The organism is Pelolinea submarina, from assembly GCF_003966975.1.
GTDB lineage: Bacteria > Chloroflexota > Anaerolineae > Anaerolineales > Anaerolineaceae > Pelolinea > Pelolinea submarina.
Genome location: NZ_AP018437.1, coordinates 2444243 through 2462215, shown reverse-complemented (window position 1 = coordinate 2462215; position 17973 = coordinate 2444243). Strand labels below are relative to the sequence as shown.

At 45.6% G+C, this 17973-nt stretch carries 18 protein-coding genes; 16 read left to right on the top strand and 2 right to left on the bottom strand.

What is annotated here, in order from left to right; all coding sequences use genetic code 11:
• Positions 1–70 precede the first annotated feature (70 nt).
• Together Pelsub_RS10870 and Pelsub_RS10865 are read right to left on the bottom strand one after the other, a co-directional pair.
• Positions 71–1003, bottom strand: coding sequence for an ABC transporter permease (locus tag Pelsub_RS10870; protein WP_198418343.1), 933 nt, complete (start codon positions 1001–1003; stop codon positions 71–73).
• On the bottom strand, positions 1000–2127 hold the full coding sequence (locus Pelsub_RS10865) for an ABC transporter permease (protein ID WP_116223712.1): 1128 nt from the start codon (positions 2125–2127) through the stop codon (positions 1000–1002). The genes Pelsub_RS10870 and Pelsub_RS10865 overlap by 4 nt, the downstream gene beginning before the upstream one ends.
• Positions 2128–2569: 442 nt before the next feature.
• Between Pelsub_RS10865 and nusG the strand changes: the two genes are divergently transcribed.
• From nusG to wbaP, 16 genes are all read left to right on the top strand, one after another.
• Positions 2570–3082 (top strand): transcription termination/antitermination protein NusG, encoded by a 513-nt coding sequence (gene nusG / locus Pelsub_RS10860; RefSeq protein WP_116223713.1) that lies wholly within the window; start codon positions 2570–2572, stop codon positions 3080–3082.
• A gap of 149 nt (positions 3083–3231) precedes the next feature.
• Positions 3232–3387 (top strand): hypothetical protein, encoded by a 156-nt coding sequence (locus Pelsub_RS15675; protein ID WP_158675078.1) that lies wholly within the window; start codon positions 3232–3234, stop codon positions 3385–3387.
• A 201-nt stretch (positions 3388–3588) separates the two neighbouring features.
• Complete coding sequence (locus tag Pelsub_RS10855) at positions 3589–4086, top strand: arsenate reductase/protein-tyrosine-phosphatase family protein (RefSeq protein ID WP_116223714.1); 498 nt, start codon at positions 3589–3591, stop codon at positions 4084–4086.
• Between the two features lie 82 nt (positions 4087–4168).
• Positions 4169–5788, top strand: coding sequence for a polysaccharide biosynthesis tyrosine autokinase (locus Pelsub_RS10850; RefSeq protein WP_116223715.1), 1620 nt, complete (start codon positions 4169–4171; stop codon positions 5786–5788).
• Positions 5789–5820: 32 nt separating this feature from the next.
• Complete coding sequence (locus Pelsub_RS10845; RefSeq protein ID WP_116223716.1) at positions 5821–6054, top strand: hypothetical protein; 234 nt, start codon at positions 5821–5823, stop codon at positions 6052–6054.
• Between the two features lie 134 nt (positions 6055–6188).
• Positions 6189–6791 (top strand): class I SAM-dependent methyltransferase, encoded by a 603-nt coding sequence (locus tag Pelsub_RS10840; protein ID WP_116223717.1) that lies wholly within the window; start codon positions 6189–6191, stop codon positions 6789–6791.
• Positions 6792–6954: 163 nt separating this feature from the next.
• On the top strand, positions 6955–7761 hold the full coding sequence (locus tag Pelsub_RS10835) for a TylF/MycF/NovP-related O-methyltransferase (RefSeq protein WP_116223718.1): 807 nt from the start codon (positions 6955–6957) through the stop codon (positions 7759–7761).
• A complete protein-coding gene (locus Pelsub_RS10830; protein WP_116223719.1) occupies positions 7761–9230 on the top strand; it encodes a lipopolysaccharide biosynthesis protein in 1470 nt (489 codons plus the stop codon). Before Pelsub_RS10835 ends, Pelsub_RS10830 begins: the two co-directional genes overlap by 1 nt.
• A 2-nt stretch (positions 9231–9232) precedes the next feature.
• Positions 9233–10420 carry a glycosyltransferase family 4 protein gene (locus tag Pelsub_RS10825; RefSeq protein ID WP_116223720.1) on the top strand — a complete coding sequence of 396 codons (1188 nt, stop codon included), beginning with the start codon at positions 9233–9235 and terminating at the stop codon, positions 10418–10420.
• Between the two features lie 8 nt (positions 10421–10428).
• Positions 10429–11229 (top strand): class I SAM-dependent methyltransferase, encoded by an 801-nt coding sequence (locus tag Pelsub_RS10820; protein ID WP_116223721.1) that lies wholly within the window; start codon positions 10429–10431, stop codon positions 11227–11229.
• Complete coding sequence (locus Pelsub_RS10815) at positions 11226–12503, top strand: O-antigen ligase family protein (RefSeq protein ID WP_116223722.1); 1278 nt, start codon at positions 11226–11228, stop codon at positions 12501–12503. Before Pelsub_RS10820 ends, Pelsub_RS10815 begins: the two co-directional genes overlap by 4 nt.
• Positions 12500–13330, top strand: a complete 831-nt coding sequence (locus Pelsub_RS10810; protein ID WP_116223723.1) for a glycosyltransferase family 2 protein — start codon at positions 12500–12502, stop codon at positions 13328–13330. The genes Pelsub_RS10815 and Pelsub_RS10810 overlap by 4 nt, the downstream gene beginning before the upstream one ends.
• A gap of 125 nt (positions 13331–13455) precedes the next feature.
• Positions 13456–14592 carry a glycosyltransferase family 4 protein gene (locus Pelsub_RS10805; protein ID WP_116223724.1) on the top strand — a complete coding sequence of 379 codons (1137 nt, stop codon included), beginning with the start codon at positions 13456–13458 and terminating at the stop codon, positions 14590–14592.
• Positions 14593–14617: 25 nt separating this feature from the next.
• A complete protein-coding gene (locus tag Pelsub_RS10800) occupies positions 14618–15325 on the top strand; it encodes a class I SAM-dependent methyltransferase (protein WP_116223725.1) in 708 nt (235 codons plus the stop codon).
• A 52-nt stretch (positions 15326–15377) separates the two neighbouring features.
• Complete coding sequence (locus tag Pelsub_RS10795) at positions 15378–16154, top strand: WecB/TagA/CpsF family glycosyltransferase (RefSeq protein ID WP_116223726.1); 777 nt, start codon at positions 15378–15380, stop codon at positions 16152–16154.
• Between the two features lie 98 nt (positions 16155–16252).
• Complete coding sequence (gene wbaP / locus Pelsub_RS10790) at positions 16253–17737, top strand: undecaprenyl-phosphate galactose phosphotransferase WbaP (RefSeq protein ID WP_116223727.1); 1485 nt, start codon at positions 16253–16255, stop codon at positions 17735–17737.
• The last annotated feature ends 236 nt before the right edge of the window (positions 17738–17973 follow it).

The window sequence follows — 17973 nt, the reverse complement described above, 5'->3', positions numbered from 1 at the left end:
TTTTTATATACACCTCCTCTGTCCTTATAAACATCCGTGGACAATCCGGAAACTCGCTTCGGTCTGTATATTAATCTCCCCGCTCAAAGGGCTTCGATAAAGCAGAAGGCCCACGGACCTTTGAAGTAGAAACGACCAGTACCAAAATCGTCAGAATATAGGGCATCATCAAGGCAATTTCGGAAGGGATGGGGATGCCCAAGACCTGGATCCAAAGCTGTAAGGAGTTGACCATGCTGAATAGTAAGGCGCCGCCTAAAATGCCCCAGGGACGCCAGCCCCCAAAGTAAACCAACGCGACGGCGATAAAGCCAAGGCCACTGGTCATGTTTTGCTGAAAAACATTCAACAAGGCAATGGACAGCGATGCGCCGCCCAGGGCAGACATGACTCCACCGAAAATTACAGTGAAATATCTGACCCGAATCACGCTCACACCCAATGAATCGGCAGCGTCCGGATTTTCTCCAACCGCGCGGATTTTCAAGCCAAGAGTAGTTTTGTTTAGAACGAACCAGGCAACCGGCACAAGGAAGAAGGCGATGTAAACCAGGATATTGTGGCTGAAGAAGATTTCACCGATACCCGGGATGTCGCTTAGGAAAGGAATGTAAATCTTTGGAAAACCCTGAACTGTTTCAACAGTACCAATCATTTTCTGGAAGAGCAGGTTGCTCATTCCAAGCCCGAATAAATAAAAGCCGATGCCGCTGATGCCTTGGGCGGCATGCAGGTTGTTGCTCACGAAGGCCATTGCCAATCCGAAAACAGCACCCACCAGAATAGCCGCCAGGACACCGCCCCATAGGCTGCCAAATTTCAAAGCCACATAGAAAGCGGCAAAAGCGCCCATCAGCATCTGGCCCTCCACGCCGAGGTTCAGTACACCGCTGCGCTGGCTGAAAGTTTCGCCCAGGGAGGCATATAAATAGGGGGTTGCCAAACGGATACCGGATGAAATTATTCCAATGATGACTGTGGTTGAGAAGAGGTCGGAAATCATGCGCCTGTCTCCTTTGATTTGGCTTGCGTCTCTGGCGGTTCATTAATTTGCAGGGCGACAACCTCTCTCCTTCTCTGCCGCTTTTTACGCCAAATTTCACTGCTCACAACAAAAATAACAACCAGGCCATTTAACGCGGTGATCAGCGCTGAGGGAACCTGGACCATCCTTTGCATGGTATTCGCTCCCACAAGAAGTCCCCCAAAGAATATTGACGCCGGAATGGTCAGAAGCGGGTGGAGCTGCCCGAATAAGGCTGCGACAATGCCATTGAATCCCGCGTTGCCCGTAAACCCGGTGGATGAACCGTCCGTGATAATGCGATAGTTCACACCAAATACCTGGGTTGCGCCGGCCAAGCCCGCAAAGGCACCGCCCAATAATAAAGCAATGACTACGTACCGCTGGACCTTGATACCGCCGTACTTTGCCGCATCCGGGTTTTCCCCTACCGCCCGGATTCGGAAGCCGAGCGTTGTACGCCAGAGAAGCACATAAACCAGAATGGCCAGTATCACCGCTATCAATGCGCCGAAATGGAGACGGGTAGGAACCAGGCGCGGCAAGCGATAGATTTCCTCCAGACGAGCGGTCTGAGGGATTTGCGAGGCGGCTTTGGCTTGAGCCGGATCGATCATGGGGCCGCGCAGCAGATAATTCATCAGCTGTACCGCAATGGCATTCATCATGATCGTGCTCAGGATTTCATTTACGTTGAAATAAGCTTTCAATATGCCGGGGATGCCTCCCCAAATGCCCCCGCCAAGTACACCCGCCAGCATTGCCAGGGTTATCAGAACCCAACCGGGCATCCCTTTTACATTCAGGCCTACCCAGGTCGCAAAAATCGCGCCGATAATCATCTGGCCTTCGCCGCCAACATTCATGACATTCGCGCGGAAGGAGATGCAAATTCCCAATCCAACCAACAGGAAGGGGGTCGCTTTAACCAGTGTTTCGGCAACCGCATTGGTGCTGCCAAACGCACCATCCCAGAGGGCTTTATAGGCAACCAACGGATTTGCTTTTAATAAGAGCAGCATAATCGCGCCGACAAGGAGAGCAGCCAGTGTGGCTAACACGGGTAAGAAAGCGTCTAGAAGCGAGCTCAGTCGAGATTTCATTGGTCAAATTGCCTCCGCCGGGCGTGTTTTTCCGAGGTGATCAGGGTGAGTTTTTATAAAAGGAAATGGATGAATCAGCCAGGCAATATACGCGCATCTTCAATTCAATCCTTGCGAGCAGCAGGAAAAGGCATAGTCGTAGATAAAAAAAAAGATCGTAAATCAAATAACATACCCCAACTCCTCGTTTGATTCGAAATCCTTTGCGCATGAATCATTTTACCATAATGGTATAACGGAAAGAAAAACGGACTAAGATAACAATAATTCGATTATGCGAGAAAAAACAATAGCATCAGAGTAATTATTTCCAGTAAAAAAGTATTAAAAATACGTAAGAAAAAATAATTATATTTACAATAGAACAAAAATATGATAAATTGAATTAAGATAATGCTTTTAACAAGGTGATCAGCAAGCCCGTTAAAAGCTTAAAGAATTTATGAATAATTGGATATTGCTGCAGACAAAACTTCGCAAGGAAGATTTTCTTTATTATCAGATTCGGGCCAGAGAAATCGAATGTTTTTACCCGAAAATCAAGGTAATACCCATCAACCCGCGTGCGCGTAAAATCCGCCCATATTTCCCTGGGTACCTTTTTGTGAATATCGATCCCGAAAGTGTTAATGCGGCAGAGCTGCGATGGCTGCCTGGCGTAAGTGGATGGGTACGTTTTGGTGAAGCGCCTGCATCGGTACCTGATAGCATGATTGAGGGCATCCGCAGGCATGTGGACGCGCTAAATAATGGCGAGGGAGTGTCAACCGTAAAGCGGATGGCACCCGGCCAGGAAGTTGAGATCATAGAAGGACCCTTTGCAGGGTATGAAGCGGTGTTTGATGCTCACCTTTCGGGCGATGCGCGAGTGAGGGTGTTGTTGAAATTATTGAAGTCGCAGCAGATGCCGGTGGAAATGTCGGCAAGGCTGCTGAGAATTAAAAAACAAAGCTGACTGAGAGCCCGGTAAGGCAGATGGAGGCTTTGCGTTATTTTCAAATAAACGTGAGTGTGATATCGTAGGCTGATGTCGCAAGGGCGGATGCGTTCCTAGAATCGGCTTTCAATATCACACCCTGTGGTTTTAGAGCAAGTAGTGCTCCCATGAAAAATCCGCAGAACGAAAAGAACGCTGAAGTAATTTACCCGAACCTGGCCCTGCCCTCCGATCCACTGACCTTTATGAGCTATTCTTCATCACAGAACTACCGCCACCATGTAACGCCTACTGCCACACCCGGCACGGCACACTACCGCTAATTTTGCCTGGCTCCTTCCTTTACGCTCTCTCCGAACACAGAACCTTACCTTAGGCAAACCCTTAAAATTTTCGTACTGGAGACGCGTCTGGACCAGGATGCTTTATGTAACATCAACGGTTTGCCCGACGAAACCATCGTAAAACTTGGCAGGTGAATGAATGTCCCTGCCGGTCCCGAAACGCCGTAAAAAGGAAACAGCATGCCTTCCATCCTTTTCGTCTGCACTGCCAATCAGTTCCGGTCGCCTATCGCAGCAGCTTATTTTATGCATAAGCTGAGCGAAGAAGGCATACCCGGGACATGGCTTGTGGAAAGCGCCGGCACCTGGACATCCCCCGGCCTTAAAGCCCACACAAAGGCGGTTGCATCAGCTGCAAAACTGGGACTTGACCTGAAGCTTTTCCGCACTCGGGAGGTGGACGCAGCCTTGCTTTCTGCCGCTGACCTGATCGTGGTGATGGAGCTTGGCCATAAAGAGGCTCTCGAAGCGGAATTTCCCGCAGTGCGAGGTCGGGTGGTGTTACTTGGCCGGTTGGCAAACGTCCCTGGCGATGAAATTCCTGACCTCGCGCGGGATAATTTTAACCAACCAGATGTGACGGCTCGTATGGTGTGCGCAAGTATCGATAAAGGCTTTGCTGAGTTGGTAAATTTAAGTGAGCGCCGCAGCAAGAACCAACGGGCATTGAGGCCTTAAAGCGCTGGTCAGTGGTACCGTACATGGAAACCAACGCTGATCCTAATAGTCAAAACAGAAAATTATTATAAAGGACTGTATTATGGAAATGGATAATTCCCAAATTGAGCAAACAGATGAAGGTCTAGACTTGCGCCGGTATTTTTCTGTATTCTGGCATTGGGCATGGCTGATAATTTTGGTTGGGCTGCTGGTGGGTGTGGCCGCCTTTACCATCAGCATTAGCATGACACCTTTCTACCAATCTACGACTACTGTACTGCTGAATACAGCATCGGCAACCGAATCAACGGATTACTCCTCGGTCATGATGTCGGAGCAGCTTACCAGCACCTATTCCCTTATGATGACAAAGGACCCTGTCCTCAACCAGGTGGCTGAGCAATTGGACCTGGATTACCCGGTGGAAGATATTAAAAAGTGGATCACGGTCACCCCGATCAGCGATACACAGCTAATTGAAGTAACCGTAGAAACTTCCCATCCTATTCTTTCTGCCAATATCGCCAACGCTATTGTGACGGTCTTCGCAGCGCAAATCCAGGATATCCAGGCCCAGCGTTTCTCCCAGTCTAAAGCCACTCTCGAAACCCAAATGGCAGATATTGAAAATCAAATCTCTATATATTCAGCCCAGGCGGAACGCACATACATCACCGAGGACAAAGCCGAACTTGAAACGAAGATTGCCCAGTATCGCGAGATGTACTCTAACCTGTTGCTCTCTTATGAGCAGGTGCGTCTGGCCGAAGCCCAATCCGTTTCATCTGTCGTACAAGTGGAACCTGCCACTTTAAACCTAATACCTGTCAGGCCAAAGGTGATGCAGAACACAGTGCTTGCGGCTGTGGCCGCTATTTTACTGACTGTCGGAATCATTGCCGTCCGTGAAGCCCTGGACGACACCATCAAGACACCTGAAGAAATCAACCGCAAATTCAATCTACCCGTTTTGGGTGTGATTAACCACCACGAACACGAAAAGAAATCCCCTATCACGCTAACAGATTCACGCTCACCCACAGCCGAGGCTTACCGTACGCTGCGCACCAACGTAAACTATACCAGTGTAGACCGCCCCCTGCGTACCCTAATGGTAACCAGTGCCGAAGCAGGCGAAGGCAAGACCATGACCATCGCCAACCTGGGTGTGGTGATGGCGCAGAACGGTAAACAGGTGATCATCGCCGACTGCGATCTGCGCCACCCGCGCGTGCATACTTATTTTGGGCTGGCCAATCAACTGGGGATGAGCACACTCTTCTCCCATGCCGACCTGGAACTGAGCGGAATCCGCCAGCCCACTAAAGTGGAGCGCCTTACGGTAGTGACAACCGGCTCACTGCCGCCCAACCCCGCTGAACTGATGGGCTCACAGCGTATGCGGGCCATACTGACTTTGATGAGCCAGGCGGCAGATGTGGTGCTGATTGATACGCCTCCGACCCTGGCTGTGACCGATGCTGCCGCGCTTGCGCCTTCGATGGACGGCGTGATTCTGGTGGTGTGTCCAGGCAAGACACGCACGAGCGCCCTGCGGCAGACGCTGGAACAGATGCGCCAGGTGAACGCACATGTGCTGGGCGTTGTATTAAACGACGTGATTATCCGCGGCCGGGCTTATGGCTACCAATACAAGTACTATCAAAACTTTTCCGCGTATCAGAACTATCATGGAACAAAGCCAACAGGAAAGAAATAGAATATTGAAGACAAAGAGTAAAGGAGAATATCATGTCTAAGAGAACCATCAGTAAGGTGTTTTTTATATTCGGTATAGTGCTTCAGATCTTATCGCTGGCTGCTGATGTGATCGGCATTGGTGAAGGCAACATGTTTGGCTGGAAGCAATTCATCGGAGTAGAGGTGGGACTGGTTGCAATTGTGATTGGATATTGGCTGCGAGGAGGAAAAGCAGAAAAAAAGGAAGTTAACAGCCACGGAAAGAAGGAAATTGAAAAAAAATAAAACAATATCAGACTGATGGATGGTGTCTGCAGATCGCGAGGGGTGATTGGAGGGTGGCATCGTTCCGGATTATCTATCTCCTGATGCTAAATATGTTTGCAATGATAAAAACAGCCAGCTCCAAATAATGATATATGACATTTAGTAAACTTCAATTAGGATGTTTTGACAAACCACTGGCTGGCTGGTACAACACAGATATAACGCCGCATATTTTTGTGTCCAGGATCCCGGGCCTTGCCTCTCTTTTGTATAAATCAGGTTTGACTTCAGAAGAAAGGTTAAAACAACACCAGGAAGGCATATTTAAAAACGTTCATTATCTGGATGTAACTAAGAAGTTTCCATTTGCTCAAAATACGTTTGATTATGTTTTCTTATCCCACATGCTGGAGCATTTATACCCATGGCAGGCAGAATTCTGCATGCGCGAAGTTCAACGTGTTCTGAAAGCTGCGGGAATTGTTCGAGTCTCAGTACCTGACCTGGACAAGGTTATAGCAAGTTATAGTCCCAAATCAGCAGAAAGTTTTTTACGCGATTTTTTCGAGAGCGAGCAGAAAAAACCAAAAAACCAGCATCACTGGCATTATAACGAAGCCTCGCTTACTCAATTACTTCTCGACAAAGCTGGTTTTACCAAAGCTTATCGCTGTGACTTTCAACAAGGAAATTGTCCCGATATCGAATTGTTAGATAACCGACCGGAATCTCTATTCATCGAAGCCGTAAAATAATTCTGTCTTTTTGTAAAAAAAAATTAATTCATAACGCTTGGATTGAGCATCAGGATAGTTTTTCAAGCGTTTATTTTGATACTTAGATACAGGTAAAGGTCTGACATCATCAAAAGGCGATTATCAATTTCCCCTGTTCAGGATCCGAGACTGTAAATAAACAATGAAAAAAATCATTCGTTCTCTTTTTAATCGATTGGGTTATGAGATTATAAAAAGCGCGGAAGGATTACCATCCCGCCAGGTATTGTTTTCAAATTTCTCCAGTTTGGCTTCAGCGTTTGAAAGATTATTTCAGCAGACCGAGGGAGTAAATTTAAATAAAATGGCTTCAAGATCGGTTTTACTGGCCAGATTACGCGGCACTCCTCCAGCAGAAGCCTATTTTATTATTAACGCACTTTTTCAAACACAAACTGTGAACGGAGATGTCTGTGAATTTGGAGTTGCCCAGGGGGAGACATCCGCCTTGATCGCCAATGAAATTATAGCAGGCGGTAAAAAGTTGCATCTCTTTGATTCATTTCAAGGGCTTTCAAATCCAACGCTCGAAGATACACTCAAGGATGATATTTTTTCTCTCGGCCAAATGAATGCCTATAAAGGTACAATGTCTTTTCAAAAAAGCTGGGTGGTTTCGCGCCTGCGTGCTGTCAACTTTCCTTTAAATCGATATATACTGCACGAAGGTTTTATAGAAGATGTATTTAAAGCCAATATTGATTTGCCGCAAAAAGTTTCTTTTGCTTATATTGATTTTGACCTGTTCGCGCCTATAAAATCCACGCTCGAGTTTCTCATTACCAGAACAGATCAGGGAGCGATCATCATTGTTGATGATTATGATTTCTTTTCCACCGGAGTAAAAAAAGCTGTTGATGAATTTGTCTTAGCGAACCCGCAATTTCAAATTCAAATTCCCCATAACGATTTTGGCCATTTTGCAATATTAAAGAAAACCAATTTGTAATGTCGCTTTCAGAAAACGAAAAAACAATCAGTTTTGCTTTAGAAGGTTTTTCCTGGAATACGGCAGGGAATTTTGCGCGCTCCTTTGCCGGATTTGTTATCAATATTGTTCTAGCGCGCCTATTAGGCCCGGAACCATTTGGTGTGGTGGCGCTCGCTTTGCTGGTAATTGGTGTTGGAAATCTTGTCATTGAATCAGGCTTGGGTTCGGCGCTTGTTCAGCAAAAAGAAATTGATCGCCAGGATATTGCCTTTGTCTTTACACTGCAGATGGCTTTTGGTATCGGTTTGGCGGTTATTTTCGCGATACTTTCTCCTTGGCTCGCAGAACAATTCGTGGCTCCAACGGCAGCACCGGTGCTGCAGGTTATGGCAATCATTTTGGTGCTTCAGGCCTTTGCCCAGGTGCCATCTGCATTGCTGCGCAGGAAATTAGATTTTAAACACCTTCAAATAGCTCAGATTACATCTTTTTTCATTGGGTATCTTGGCTTTGGTCTTCCATTAGCCTTTGCCGGGTTTGGCGTATGGAGTTTGGTGGCTGCCCAAATCATACAAAGTGGGCTGAATGCACTTATGGTTTTTATATTTTCCCGCTTTTCTCCGGCGTTTACGCTTAAACGCGCTCGCCATCTTACCCGGTTTGGCCTGCAAATCCTTGCGGCAAATATTGCTAACTGGATAATTCAAAATATCGATCAGGCAGTCGTTGGGCAGCGTTTTGGAGTAAAGAACCTGGGATTCTACAGCAGGGCTTATTTTTTGAATTGGACACCTACAGGGATCATCTTAACGAGCGCCCAGACGTCAATATTTTCCGCAGTTTCACGCATGGGAAAAGGTACAGATACCATCCGAATTTTTCGCGGTTTTATGAGCGCCTTCGCGATTTTCTTTTTCCCAATTTATTGGTTGATTGCGATGGAATCTACAAGCATTATCCAGATTATTTATGGCAACGAGTGGATGCCTGCCGCCGCATTGCTGAAACCATTGGCTGTTGCCATGCCGTTCCTCGCGCTGGTAGGATTGGAAGGACCGGTGTTGAACGGTTTGGGAAAACCGCAATACGAAATGCAGGCACAATGGGTAACCGCTTTTTTTGCAATACTGGTTCTGACAATTGCGGCACAATTTTCAATCCAGGCAACGGCCTGGAGTATCGTTATTATTTACATTTTTCGACTGTTTATTTTGAGTGTAATGACTATTAAGGTTCTGAAAATTTCCTGGATGCAGTTATTGCGCCCCATTCTTTCCGGTTTATTCATGGGAATACTTACAGTCGCCGTATGGAACTTGTCCAATTATTTCTTTACCGCCAAAATAACCGATATTCTCCTTTCATTTGCACGAAGCACGGTTGTCATATTTACGTGGATGTTGGTATTTTGGATCGGGCGTGCCTGGCTCTTTCCGGAATTTTCGACTTTGGTCAATTTAATAAAAAGAGATAAGAAGGAGTCTTGATTTTGAAAATAGGTGTTGCTGGACCTGTCTCATTAAGCATGCTGGCCTCATATGTTCATCGTGGAAAAGATCTGCCAGCAGGCTATCTCTTTTCCCCGATGGCCACATGGGTTGAGGAATTGCTCCATCGAGGCCATCAAATTTCGCTGTTTACTTTGGCGCCTGAAATATCAAAACCACAGACCTTTACAGGCAAACAGCTTACTATCCATATAGGACGATACCGAACCCATAGGCGCGCGCGTGACTTCTTCAAACAAGAACGGCAAGATTTGCTGGATGACATGCAAGATGACCCGGTGGATGTATTGCACGCACACTGGACGTATGAATTTGCCCTGGCTGCGCTATCGAGTGGATACCCTGTGTTGGTGACGGCCCATGATGCGCCCTGGGAAATTCTACGCTTACACCCGCATCCATACCTTATTATGCGTCTTTTAATGGCCTATCAGGTTTGCAGAAAAGCATCTGTAATGTCCGTTGTCTCTCCTTATCTGGAGCTGAATTATCGCAAACGAATGCTATATCGCGGCCAATTGGAAGTAATCCCGAATCCTGTTTCAGACGCCTTGTTTGACAAACCCGCGCGAGTCAACCGTACCCGGAAGGTTATATTCGCATCGGTATTAGTAGGATGGGCTGGAAGAAAAAATGGGCAAGTCCTTATGGAGGCTTTTGCAAAAGTACATCAACAATATCCCGATTCCGAGTTATGGATGTTCGGTGATGGGCATGGCCCTGGTCAAGCCGCTCAGCGCTGGGCGGAGGCTCACGGATTTACGCAAGGTGTTCAATTCAGGGGGCAAACTCCTCATCCGGAGTTATTGCGTGAGTTATCAGAAAAAGTAGATATTTTGGTACATCCGGCACTTGAAGAATCCTTTGGAATAGCTATTGCAGAAGCTATGGCTCTTCACATTCCCGTCGTTGGTGGAAAATTTAGTGGGGCGGTTTTAAATACTCTAGGTGAAGGCGGTTTACTCGTGGATGTGCGCAGTTCACAGGAAATCGCGGATGCAATGCTTATCCTCGCAAAAGATCCAGATCTTCGTTTCACATTAGGCCGCTTAGGTCGTGAAAGGGCAAAACAGCACTATTCTTTAAATAAAACTACTTCAATGTATGAAATTCTGTATCAGCAGATTTTGTCCAATTCCAAAGAAAAACTTCGCAAGGATCTTAGATAGGTCTGTATATGAAATTTCTACATGCGGTCATCGTATGCCTGAACCGGTTCGATAAAACCCAAAAGTTGTTTGGCTGGCTTATCCAATTTTTTATATTTATCCAAAGTGTGATCATGTGGGCTGGTAAAAAGGAGTTTCAATCCTTTTCTGATTGCTTTTTTCATAACAGCAAGCAAGCCCAGCACCCCTGGATCAACGAACGCGTGATTGAATATTCCTGGGTATATAAGAATATTCAGGGTCTTGAAAATGGCCGGGTACTTGATGTCGGCGCAAAAGAGGGTTTACCTGTCACGGACATGCTCCTGGAAAACGATAACGTTGTATATGCCCTTGATATTAATGCTTCCGGCTCGATTCGAAGAGGCAACTTAATTATAGAAAAAGGTGATATCCGTTCAACATCCTTTGAGGAAAATTATTTTGACGCTGTCATTGTTGTTTCAACCCTGGAACATATTGGCGTTGCGGGACGGTATGGAATTTCAGACGAAGATGAATTGGGTGATTTCAATGCTATGCGGGAGATTTTCCGCATATTAAAACCTGGTGGAAAAGTCCTGGTCACAGTACCTTATGGAATAGGGAAATCCTTGCCGTTAAACCGTCTCTATAACGCTGGGCGAATCAATGGGATCTTTAAAAATTTTAAAATTATCAAAAGCACTTTTTTTTGTTTCAAACAAACCTATAAAATGTGGTTTGAAGTACCCGAATCAGTGGCTGGTCAAAATGACTGGGATCGTGAACCCTGGTATGCCCTTGCATGTTTTTCCGCCATAAAACCTAAATCAGAGGTAATGAAGTGATTGACATAATCAGTGCTGCCAGTATTCTTGTCATTACAGTTTTGCTAATGGCTTTTGCCTTGGCGCTCTTTCTACGTTCCCCCCAAATAGCTATTATGGTAATTTTGGTGCTTTTTGGCATTGATAATTTACTGCCAAGCGGATTACCAATCGCCCAATTAGGTAGATTTAGCATCAACCCGCTTGATATTTTCTCTGTATTGATGGTTGAAACGGCCGTTATTAGATTACTCCTATCGAAGTCGAAACCCGGACGCAATTTTATATTTCCGATTTTGATGTTAGGTGGTTTGTTAGGGGTTTCTCTGGTACGAGGCATTTATCTATTCGGACTGGAAAGCGCGATAAATAATTTCCGTGATTATCTGTTTTTCTTTTCATCAATTTTTATTACGATTACTCTTCGATATAAAGAGAAGTCATTGCTCCAATTTATCTATTGGTGGGGAATTATTACCTGGGCATTATTCTGTCTAGCTTTGTGGCGTTGGAGCATGGTCGCGCTCGGCTTAGCTCAAAATCCTGATTGGATCGCCCCAGGTGGCATGATGACGCGAGTCCTCACCGCAACCCAAACATTTTATTTGCTACAAACTTTAGTGCTTTCATGGGTGTTTCGTCAACAAAAAGGCGTATTGCCTTTACAACGACTTATGCCATATTCCATAATCCCAGCCATTATTCTGCTTCAACAACGTACGGTTTGGGTAATATTTCTTTTCCTTTTGCTTTGTATTTTCTTACTTGTGCGGAAAATGAGGCCGGTTTTCCTTTTTACACTCCTTGCGGTAGGTTTATTAGGAACTATTTTCACCCTGGTTTTATGGGAGAATCCTCTGCTTGATTCGCTGGCTGGCTCCGCCATGAATTTGGAAAATTTTAAATGGCGGGTAGCCGGCTGGATCGAATTGCTTTCCCCTGATCGTTTTCAAAATGGTCTTGATTATGCAATTGGGCAACCCTTCGGAACCGGTTATAAACGTTACCTTTTTGGTTCCAAGTATGCCATCTTTTATACGCCTCACAATTTTTATGTGCAGACTTTCTTGAATATTGGCGGATTTGGATTATTCATCCTGCTGCTGATTTATTTTAGGGCACTTAAGTCTTTACTTATAGATCGACAGGACAGACTTAAGCTCGCATTTGTACTGATTTTGGTTTCGCAAATGCTGTTTTTTATGACATATGGGCCCAGTTATGAGCAGGGAATAATGCTCGGTTTTGCCATCCTTCTTTCAGGGCTAAAAAATCAGCCAAAGGCAGCGCCGTGATCAAAGTCGCAGCCTTGCTTACTGTTCACAACCGCAAGAAAGAAACGCTTTCTTGCCTGGAAGTATTATTTAGGCAGAGGGACTTACCTGATAAAGTGCATCTATCCGTGGTTCTGGTTGATGATGGCAGTACAGATGGTACTTCAGCTGCACTAGCAAGATATTATCCTGAGGTGGAGGTCTTGCAGGGAACCGGGGATTTATACTGGAATGGCGGAATGCGTCTGGCGTTTGCCAAGGCAATGAAAAATAATTATGATCACTACCTTTGGATTAATAACGATACCATCCTTTTTCCACAAACGCTGTCTAAACTTTTAGAAACATCCGCGCAATTGGGTAATCAGGTTATTGTGGCAGCCTCTCTTCAAGACCCGGAAACCCTTCAATTGACTTATGGCGGTGTCAAACGGCTGCATCACAAGCGGCCGCTCAAATTCACGCTGATCGAGCCTGGAGGGCAGCCTGTCCCGGTGGAAACCATGAATGGTAATTGCGTTCTCATCCCGCGGGCTGTTGCCAAAGAGGTTGGCAACCTCGACCCGGCTTTTACTCACGGATTGGGAGATTTCGATTACGGCCTGCGTGCGCGTAAGCTCGGTTTTGAAATTTATCTTGGCCCAGGTTATTGCGGTTTCTGCCAGCGCAACCCAATGGATAATAAAGATATCTCATTTCAAACCCGCTGGAAGGAATTGTTATCTCCCCTTGGACTGCCGCCCAAGGAATGGGCTGTTTTCGCTCAACGATACGCCGGTACTTTTTGGCCCGTTTTTTGGATTTCACCTTATTTCAAAAGATTGATTAAGGGTTTCTATACAAAATAGTTGCATCTATGAAGGAATTTTTCATTATTCATATCCCGATTGTTTCATTCAGAAAGTAATGTTTTTGGGAATAACAAAATAATTTATTGCATTTCGGGAAAAATAACTAACCTAAAAACAAACTCATGCCAAAAATCGCCATCATCAGTAAAACCGTACCCCTCTATAGACGTGATTTTTATAACGGATTGCGGAGAGTTCTGTCCGAAAACAATATCGAGTTACTCCTGCTCTATGGTCAGCCCAGCCGCCGCGACGCGCTGAAAAACGACACCATCGAGCTCGAATGGGCAGTCAAAGTACCAAGCAAAATCTGGGAGTTCGGGCATACCGAGCTGTATTGGCAGCCAGTACTTTCCTACCTGAAGGATGTGGATTTGGTTATCGTGGAACAAGCCAGCAAATTACTGATCAATTATGTCCTGCTGCTGCAGTATTGGTTGAAAATCCGCAAATTGGTTTTTTGGGGACACGGCAAAAATTTTCAGAAAAACTCCGCCAACCGTTTGGGGGAGTGGATCAAGCGCAGGGTTTCCACTCGCGTTCATTGGTGGTTTGCTTATAATGACATGAGCGCGCTTGTGGTACGCGAAATGGGATTTCCGCCCGAGCGTATCACATCGGTGCAAAACGCGATTGATACACGTGCTCTTACGCATACCCTTCAAAACCTTACGCCGAAGGAAATAAAAAAAACACGAACCGATTTAAGCCTTTTCAGCTTAAATGTCGGTATCTACGCCGGCGGGCTATATCCTGAAAAACGCCTGTCCTTTTTGCTCGAATCCCTGCATCTGATACGTCGGCAAATTCCGGATTTTGAGATGATTTTTATTGGCGGTGGGGTGGATGCGCCGATGGTTGAGCAAGCAGATGCTCAATACCCTTGGATCCATTACGTTGGACCTAAATTCGATCGTGAAAAAGTACCCTATTTTGCCATATCCAAACTCTTTCTTATGCCTGGCCTGGTTGGACTCGGAATTTTGGATACCTTTGCATTGGAAACCCCATTGGTAACTACCCAAATTCCCCTTCACAGCCCGGAAATTAGTTATTTAGAAAGTGGTGTGAATGGTTTAATGGTCGATACTGCCAGCAACCCACAAGTTTACGCTGATGGTGTAATCCGCCTTCTTCTGAACGAGGATGAGCGTCAAAAATTGGTAGATGGCTGTGTATCTGTCAGGAATGTTTATACAGTTGAACTCATGGTTAGCCGATTTGCACAAGGCATTATAAAAGCTTTGGAAACCCAATGAATATTTGGTGGTGTGCTGTAAACCTATGAATACTAATGATATTAAAAAATATAAAGAGAGGTATATTCATTTCGATTTTGTTAAGTTGCCTGGAATACTTAGAACCCATTTAATACCCGGCCCCGTAAGTTTCGCTGATTTGGGTTGTGGAGACGGACCATGGTTTAACCTACTTCATCAACAAGGATTCATATCTGAAGCTCGCCCTGTTTATGCCGTGGACTTGGATAATACGCGACTTGAACGAATAACAACTCGCTTCCCATGGATTACTACAATTGTTGGATCAGTGGAATCCATCCCAAACATACCCGATCAGAGTGTGGACTTTGTAATATCAACGATGGTCATGGAACATGTTTTCAACGAAAAAAAATACCTGTTTGAGGTACGCCGTATTCTCAAGCCATCTGCAAAAGCATATATTACAACCGTTTTTAAGAGAAAATGGGCTGTTTTTTATCGCAGACATAAGGGCGAGTTTGTACTTGATACATCCCATATACGTGAATACACAGATATGGAAGGTTTTCAAAAACTCATCAACGATTGCGGTTTGAAGATTTTGGATATTAAGCTGGTTCAACTAAAAATTCAAATTTTTAAACCGATCTTTCGAATCTGGAAAAGAAGAAAGCGATCAATTAATTTAGGACTAAGGCTTCTACTTATGCCGAAACTACCAATTCCAGGATATTATGAACTTGAATTTGTTGTTAAACGCCAGGAATAACAGTTGTATTGAGTCCTTGATCTGATATTTGCGATTATGAATATTTGTTGAAATGGATATTCTACAAGTTCCTATCCTCGGTGTGCAGGTCAGCGCCATTAACATGGATCTTGCCCTGTCGCAAATAGAAACCTGGGTGGCAGAGCGCCGCCCCAGCTACGTCTGTGTTGCCCCGGCGCACTCCATTATGGAATGCGTTAACGATCCAAGCTTGCTGCCGGTATTCAACGAAGCAGGCATGGTAACGCCTGATGGCATGGCGGTTGTTTGGCTCTTACGGTTGCAGGGGCATAAAGAAGTTCGGCGCGTATACGGCCCGGATCTGCTTCTGGCGGCTTGCGCCCGTGGGCTGGAACAAGGCTGGCGTCACCACTTTTTAGGCAGTTCGCCTGAATTGCTGGCACTTATGACCAAAAACCTGCGTGCCCGGTTCCCCGGCCTGCAAATTGCCGGGCAAACTTGCCCGCCCTTCCGCCCGCTCTCGGCGCAGGAAGATAGGGACATCATTGCAGAGGTAAACGCCAGCCAGGCTGATATCCTATGGGTAGGTTTGGGTTCTCCGCGTCAAGAAGTGTGGATGAAGAAGAAGTTGAGGAAAATAAATGCCCCGGTCATGATTGGTGTAGGCGCGGCATTTGATTTTCTTTCGGGCAATAAACCACAGGCGCCACGCTGGGTTCAACGCATCGGTATGGAGTGGTTGTTTCGTTTATTAAATGAACCGAAGCGTTTATGGCCGCGATATCGCCAATATCCAAAATTTGTCATCCTTGTTTTATTACAGCACCTTGGCTTAATTCATTTTCCGAAGGAAGAACCAAGAAGATAGGGCTTTGGATCTATCTCAACAATATTCCTTGATACCCCTTGATGATTAGTCGGTTCGGCACAATCAGGTGATTATTAGCGGAAAGGAAGGAGAGGTAAATGAAAAAAAACTATCAGAATGAAGAATTTGTTGAGCGCAGAAAGAGCAAATCCTCTTCACAAGCTTCACTTATCCCGCCATTACCTTTTAAAATCCGCCATGCGCGCGAGTTTATGGCGTTTTCACTATTAGTAAGCGATGTATTCAGCCTATGGCTGGCATATGGTATCGCAGTCCGGTTGCGCATCCATCTGCTGGGGAAAATCACGATTTTGCAGACTTGGGATATTTTCCCGATCCTGGCCTTTTTTCTGCTGGCGTATGTTGTAAATGGGTTGTATCCGGGAGTTGGGCTGAGCCCGGTTTATGAAATGAAGCGGTTGTTGAGCACTACCAGTATTGTTTTTCTCCTGCTGATTGCACTTACATTTTGGGAGAAAACCTCCACGAATTATTCGCGCCTGACACTTGCAGCTGCATGGCTGATGGCGCTGGTGCTGGTGCAGGTGAACCGCTGGCTGACGCGCATTATCGGCAGGAAGCTAGGTATTTGGGGGGAACCGGTGGCAGTAGTGGGCACCGGTCCGGAGGGACAGCATATTGTGAAATTCCTAAAGGATCATATACGATTGGGTATGCGCCCGGTGCTCATTATAGATGGCGATACTCCGTATGAAGAATCGGCGCTGGTTTCCATCAGCCGCTCGTATATTCGCACAGTCATCCTGGTGATTCCTGAAATATCAGCCGAGCTGATGGAACAAATTAAAGACCATCGTTTTGGCTACCACAACCGGCGGGGAGAAAATGGCATCTTGCGCCTCATCCTGCTCTCCTCTCTGGGGTGGTGGGGCAGCCTCGATGTTAAACCGGTAGACATGGAGGGCGTGCTGGGTTTGCAGGTAAGCCAGAATCTGTTAAATAAATGGTCAAATTTTGTTAAACGCCTGACTGACCTAATGCTTACGGTTATATTTGTGACTATCTCGATGCCCTTCTTGCTGGTGATCATGGCGCTGATTTACCTGGATTCACCGGGCGGGATCTTTTATACACAGGACCGGGTAGGGCTTAATGGCAAAATCTTCAAGATGTGGAAATTTAGAACGATGTGTGTTGGCGCAGACCAAATATTGGCCAATTACCTGGCCGCCGACCCACAATTAAAGAATGAGTTTGACAGCACCCAAAAGTTAGCGAATGATCCGCGTATTACCAAAATGGGCAAATTCCTGCGTGAATTTAGCCTGGATGAAATTCCGCAGTTGATCAATGTATTAAAAGGAGAGATGAGCCTGGTTGGCCCTCGGCCTTATTTACGAGATCAGCAGAAAATTGTTGGCACGGCGATAAAGAATTACCAACGGGTGCGTCCGGGAATGACCGGCATGTGGCAGGTGCAAGGGCGCGGCAAAATTAGTTTTATTGGCGAGGAAAGAGATAAACTGGATGAGTATTATGTCAGCAATTGGTCCGTCTGGCTGGATTTTTATATTCTGCTGCGAACGGTGGGCGTGGTTTTGTCAAAAGATGGAGCTTATTAATCAGAACAGCGATTCTCAGGATAGGAAATATCTCTGATCTATTATTTATCCAATACCTGGATGTTTCTTTAATCACGGAAGAGCAAATTATCAGCCATCATGAAATCACCCGGTTGCAGGGTGATTTTTAATAAAATTGACTGAAATCGTCTACCATGTCAGTAATCTCATAGTAAAAAAAACAAATACTCCTTATTTTCAACTTCCAACGAACCAACAGAAGTAAGTAATCTATC

Excerpts from the sequence above, each read along its gene's own strand:
- Pelsub_RS10805 (WP_116223724.1), top strand. The coding sequence starts at position 13,456 with ATGCCAAAAATCGCCATCATCAGTAAAACCGTACCCCTCTATAGACGT.
- Pelsub_RS10820 (WP_116223721.1), top strand. The coding sequence starts at position 10,429 with ATGAAATTTCTACATGCGGTCATCGTATGCCTGAACCGGTTCGATAAA.
- Pelsub_RS10865 (WP_116223712.1), bottom strand. The coding sequence starts at position 2,127 with ATGAAATCTCGACTGAGCTCGCTTCTAGACGCTTTCTTACCCGTGTTA.
- wbaP (WP_116223727.1), top strand. The coding sequence starts at position 16,253 with ATGAAAAAAAACTATCAGAATGAAGAATTTGTTGAGCGCAGAAAGAGC.
- Pelsub_RS10840 (WP_116223717.1), top strand. The coding sequence starts at position 6,189 with ATGACATTTAGTAAACTTCAATTAGGATGTTTTGACAAACCACTGGCT.
- Pelsub_RS10870 (WP_198418343.1), bottom strand. The coding sequence starts at position 1,003 with ATGATTTCCGACCTCTTCTCAACCACAGTCATCATTGGAATAATTTCA.
- Pelsub_RS10845 (WP_116223716.1), top strand. The coding sequence starts at position 5,821 with ATGTCTAAGAGAACCATCAGTAAGGTGTTTTTTATATTCGGTATAGTG.
- Pelsub_RS10835 (WP_116223718.1), top strand. The coding sequence starts at position 6,955 with ATGAAAAAAATCATTCGTTCTCTTTTTAATCGATTGGGTTATGAGATT.
- Pelsub_RS10800 (WP_116223725.1), top strand. The coding sequence starts at position 14,618 with ATGAATACTAATGATATTAAAAAATATAAAGAGAGGTATATTCATTTC.
- Pelsub_RS10855 (WP_116223714.1), top strand. The coding sequence starts at position 3,589 with ATGCCTTCCATCCTTTTCGTCTGCACTGCCAATCAGTTCCGGTCGCCT.
- Pelsub_RS10850 (WP_116223715.1), top strand. The coding sequence starts at position 4,169 with ATGGAAATGGATAATTCCCAAATTGAGCAAACAGATGAAGGTCTAGAC.
- nusG (WP_116223713.1), top strand. The coding sequence starts at position 2,570 with ATGAATAATTGGATATTGCTGCAGACAAAACTTCGCAAGGAAGATTTT.
- Pelsub_RS15675 (WP_158675078.1), top strand. The coding sequence starts at position 3,232 with ATGAAAAATCCGCAGAACGAAAAGAACGCTGAAGTAATTTACCCGAAC.
- Pelsub_RS10795 (WP_116223726.1), top strand. The coding sequence starts at position 15,378 with ATGGATATTCTACAAGTTCCTATCCTCGGTGTGCAGGTCAGCGCCATT.
- Pelsub_RS10830 (WP_116223719.1), top strand. The coding sequence starts at position 7,761 with ATGTCGCTTTCAGAAAACGAAAAAACAATCAGTTTTGCTTTAGAAGGT.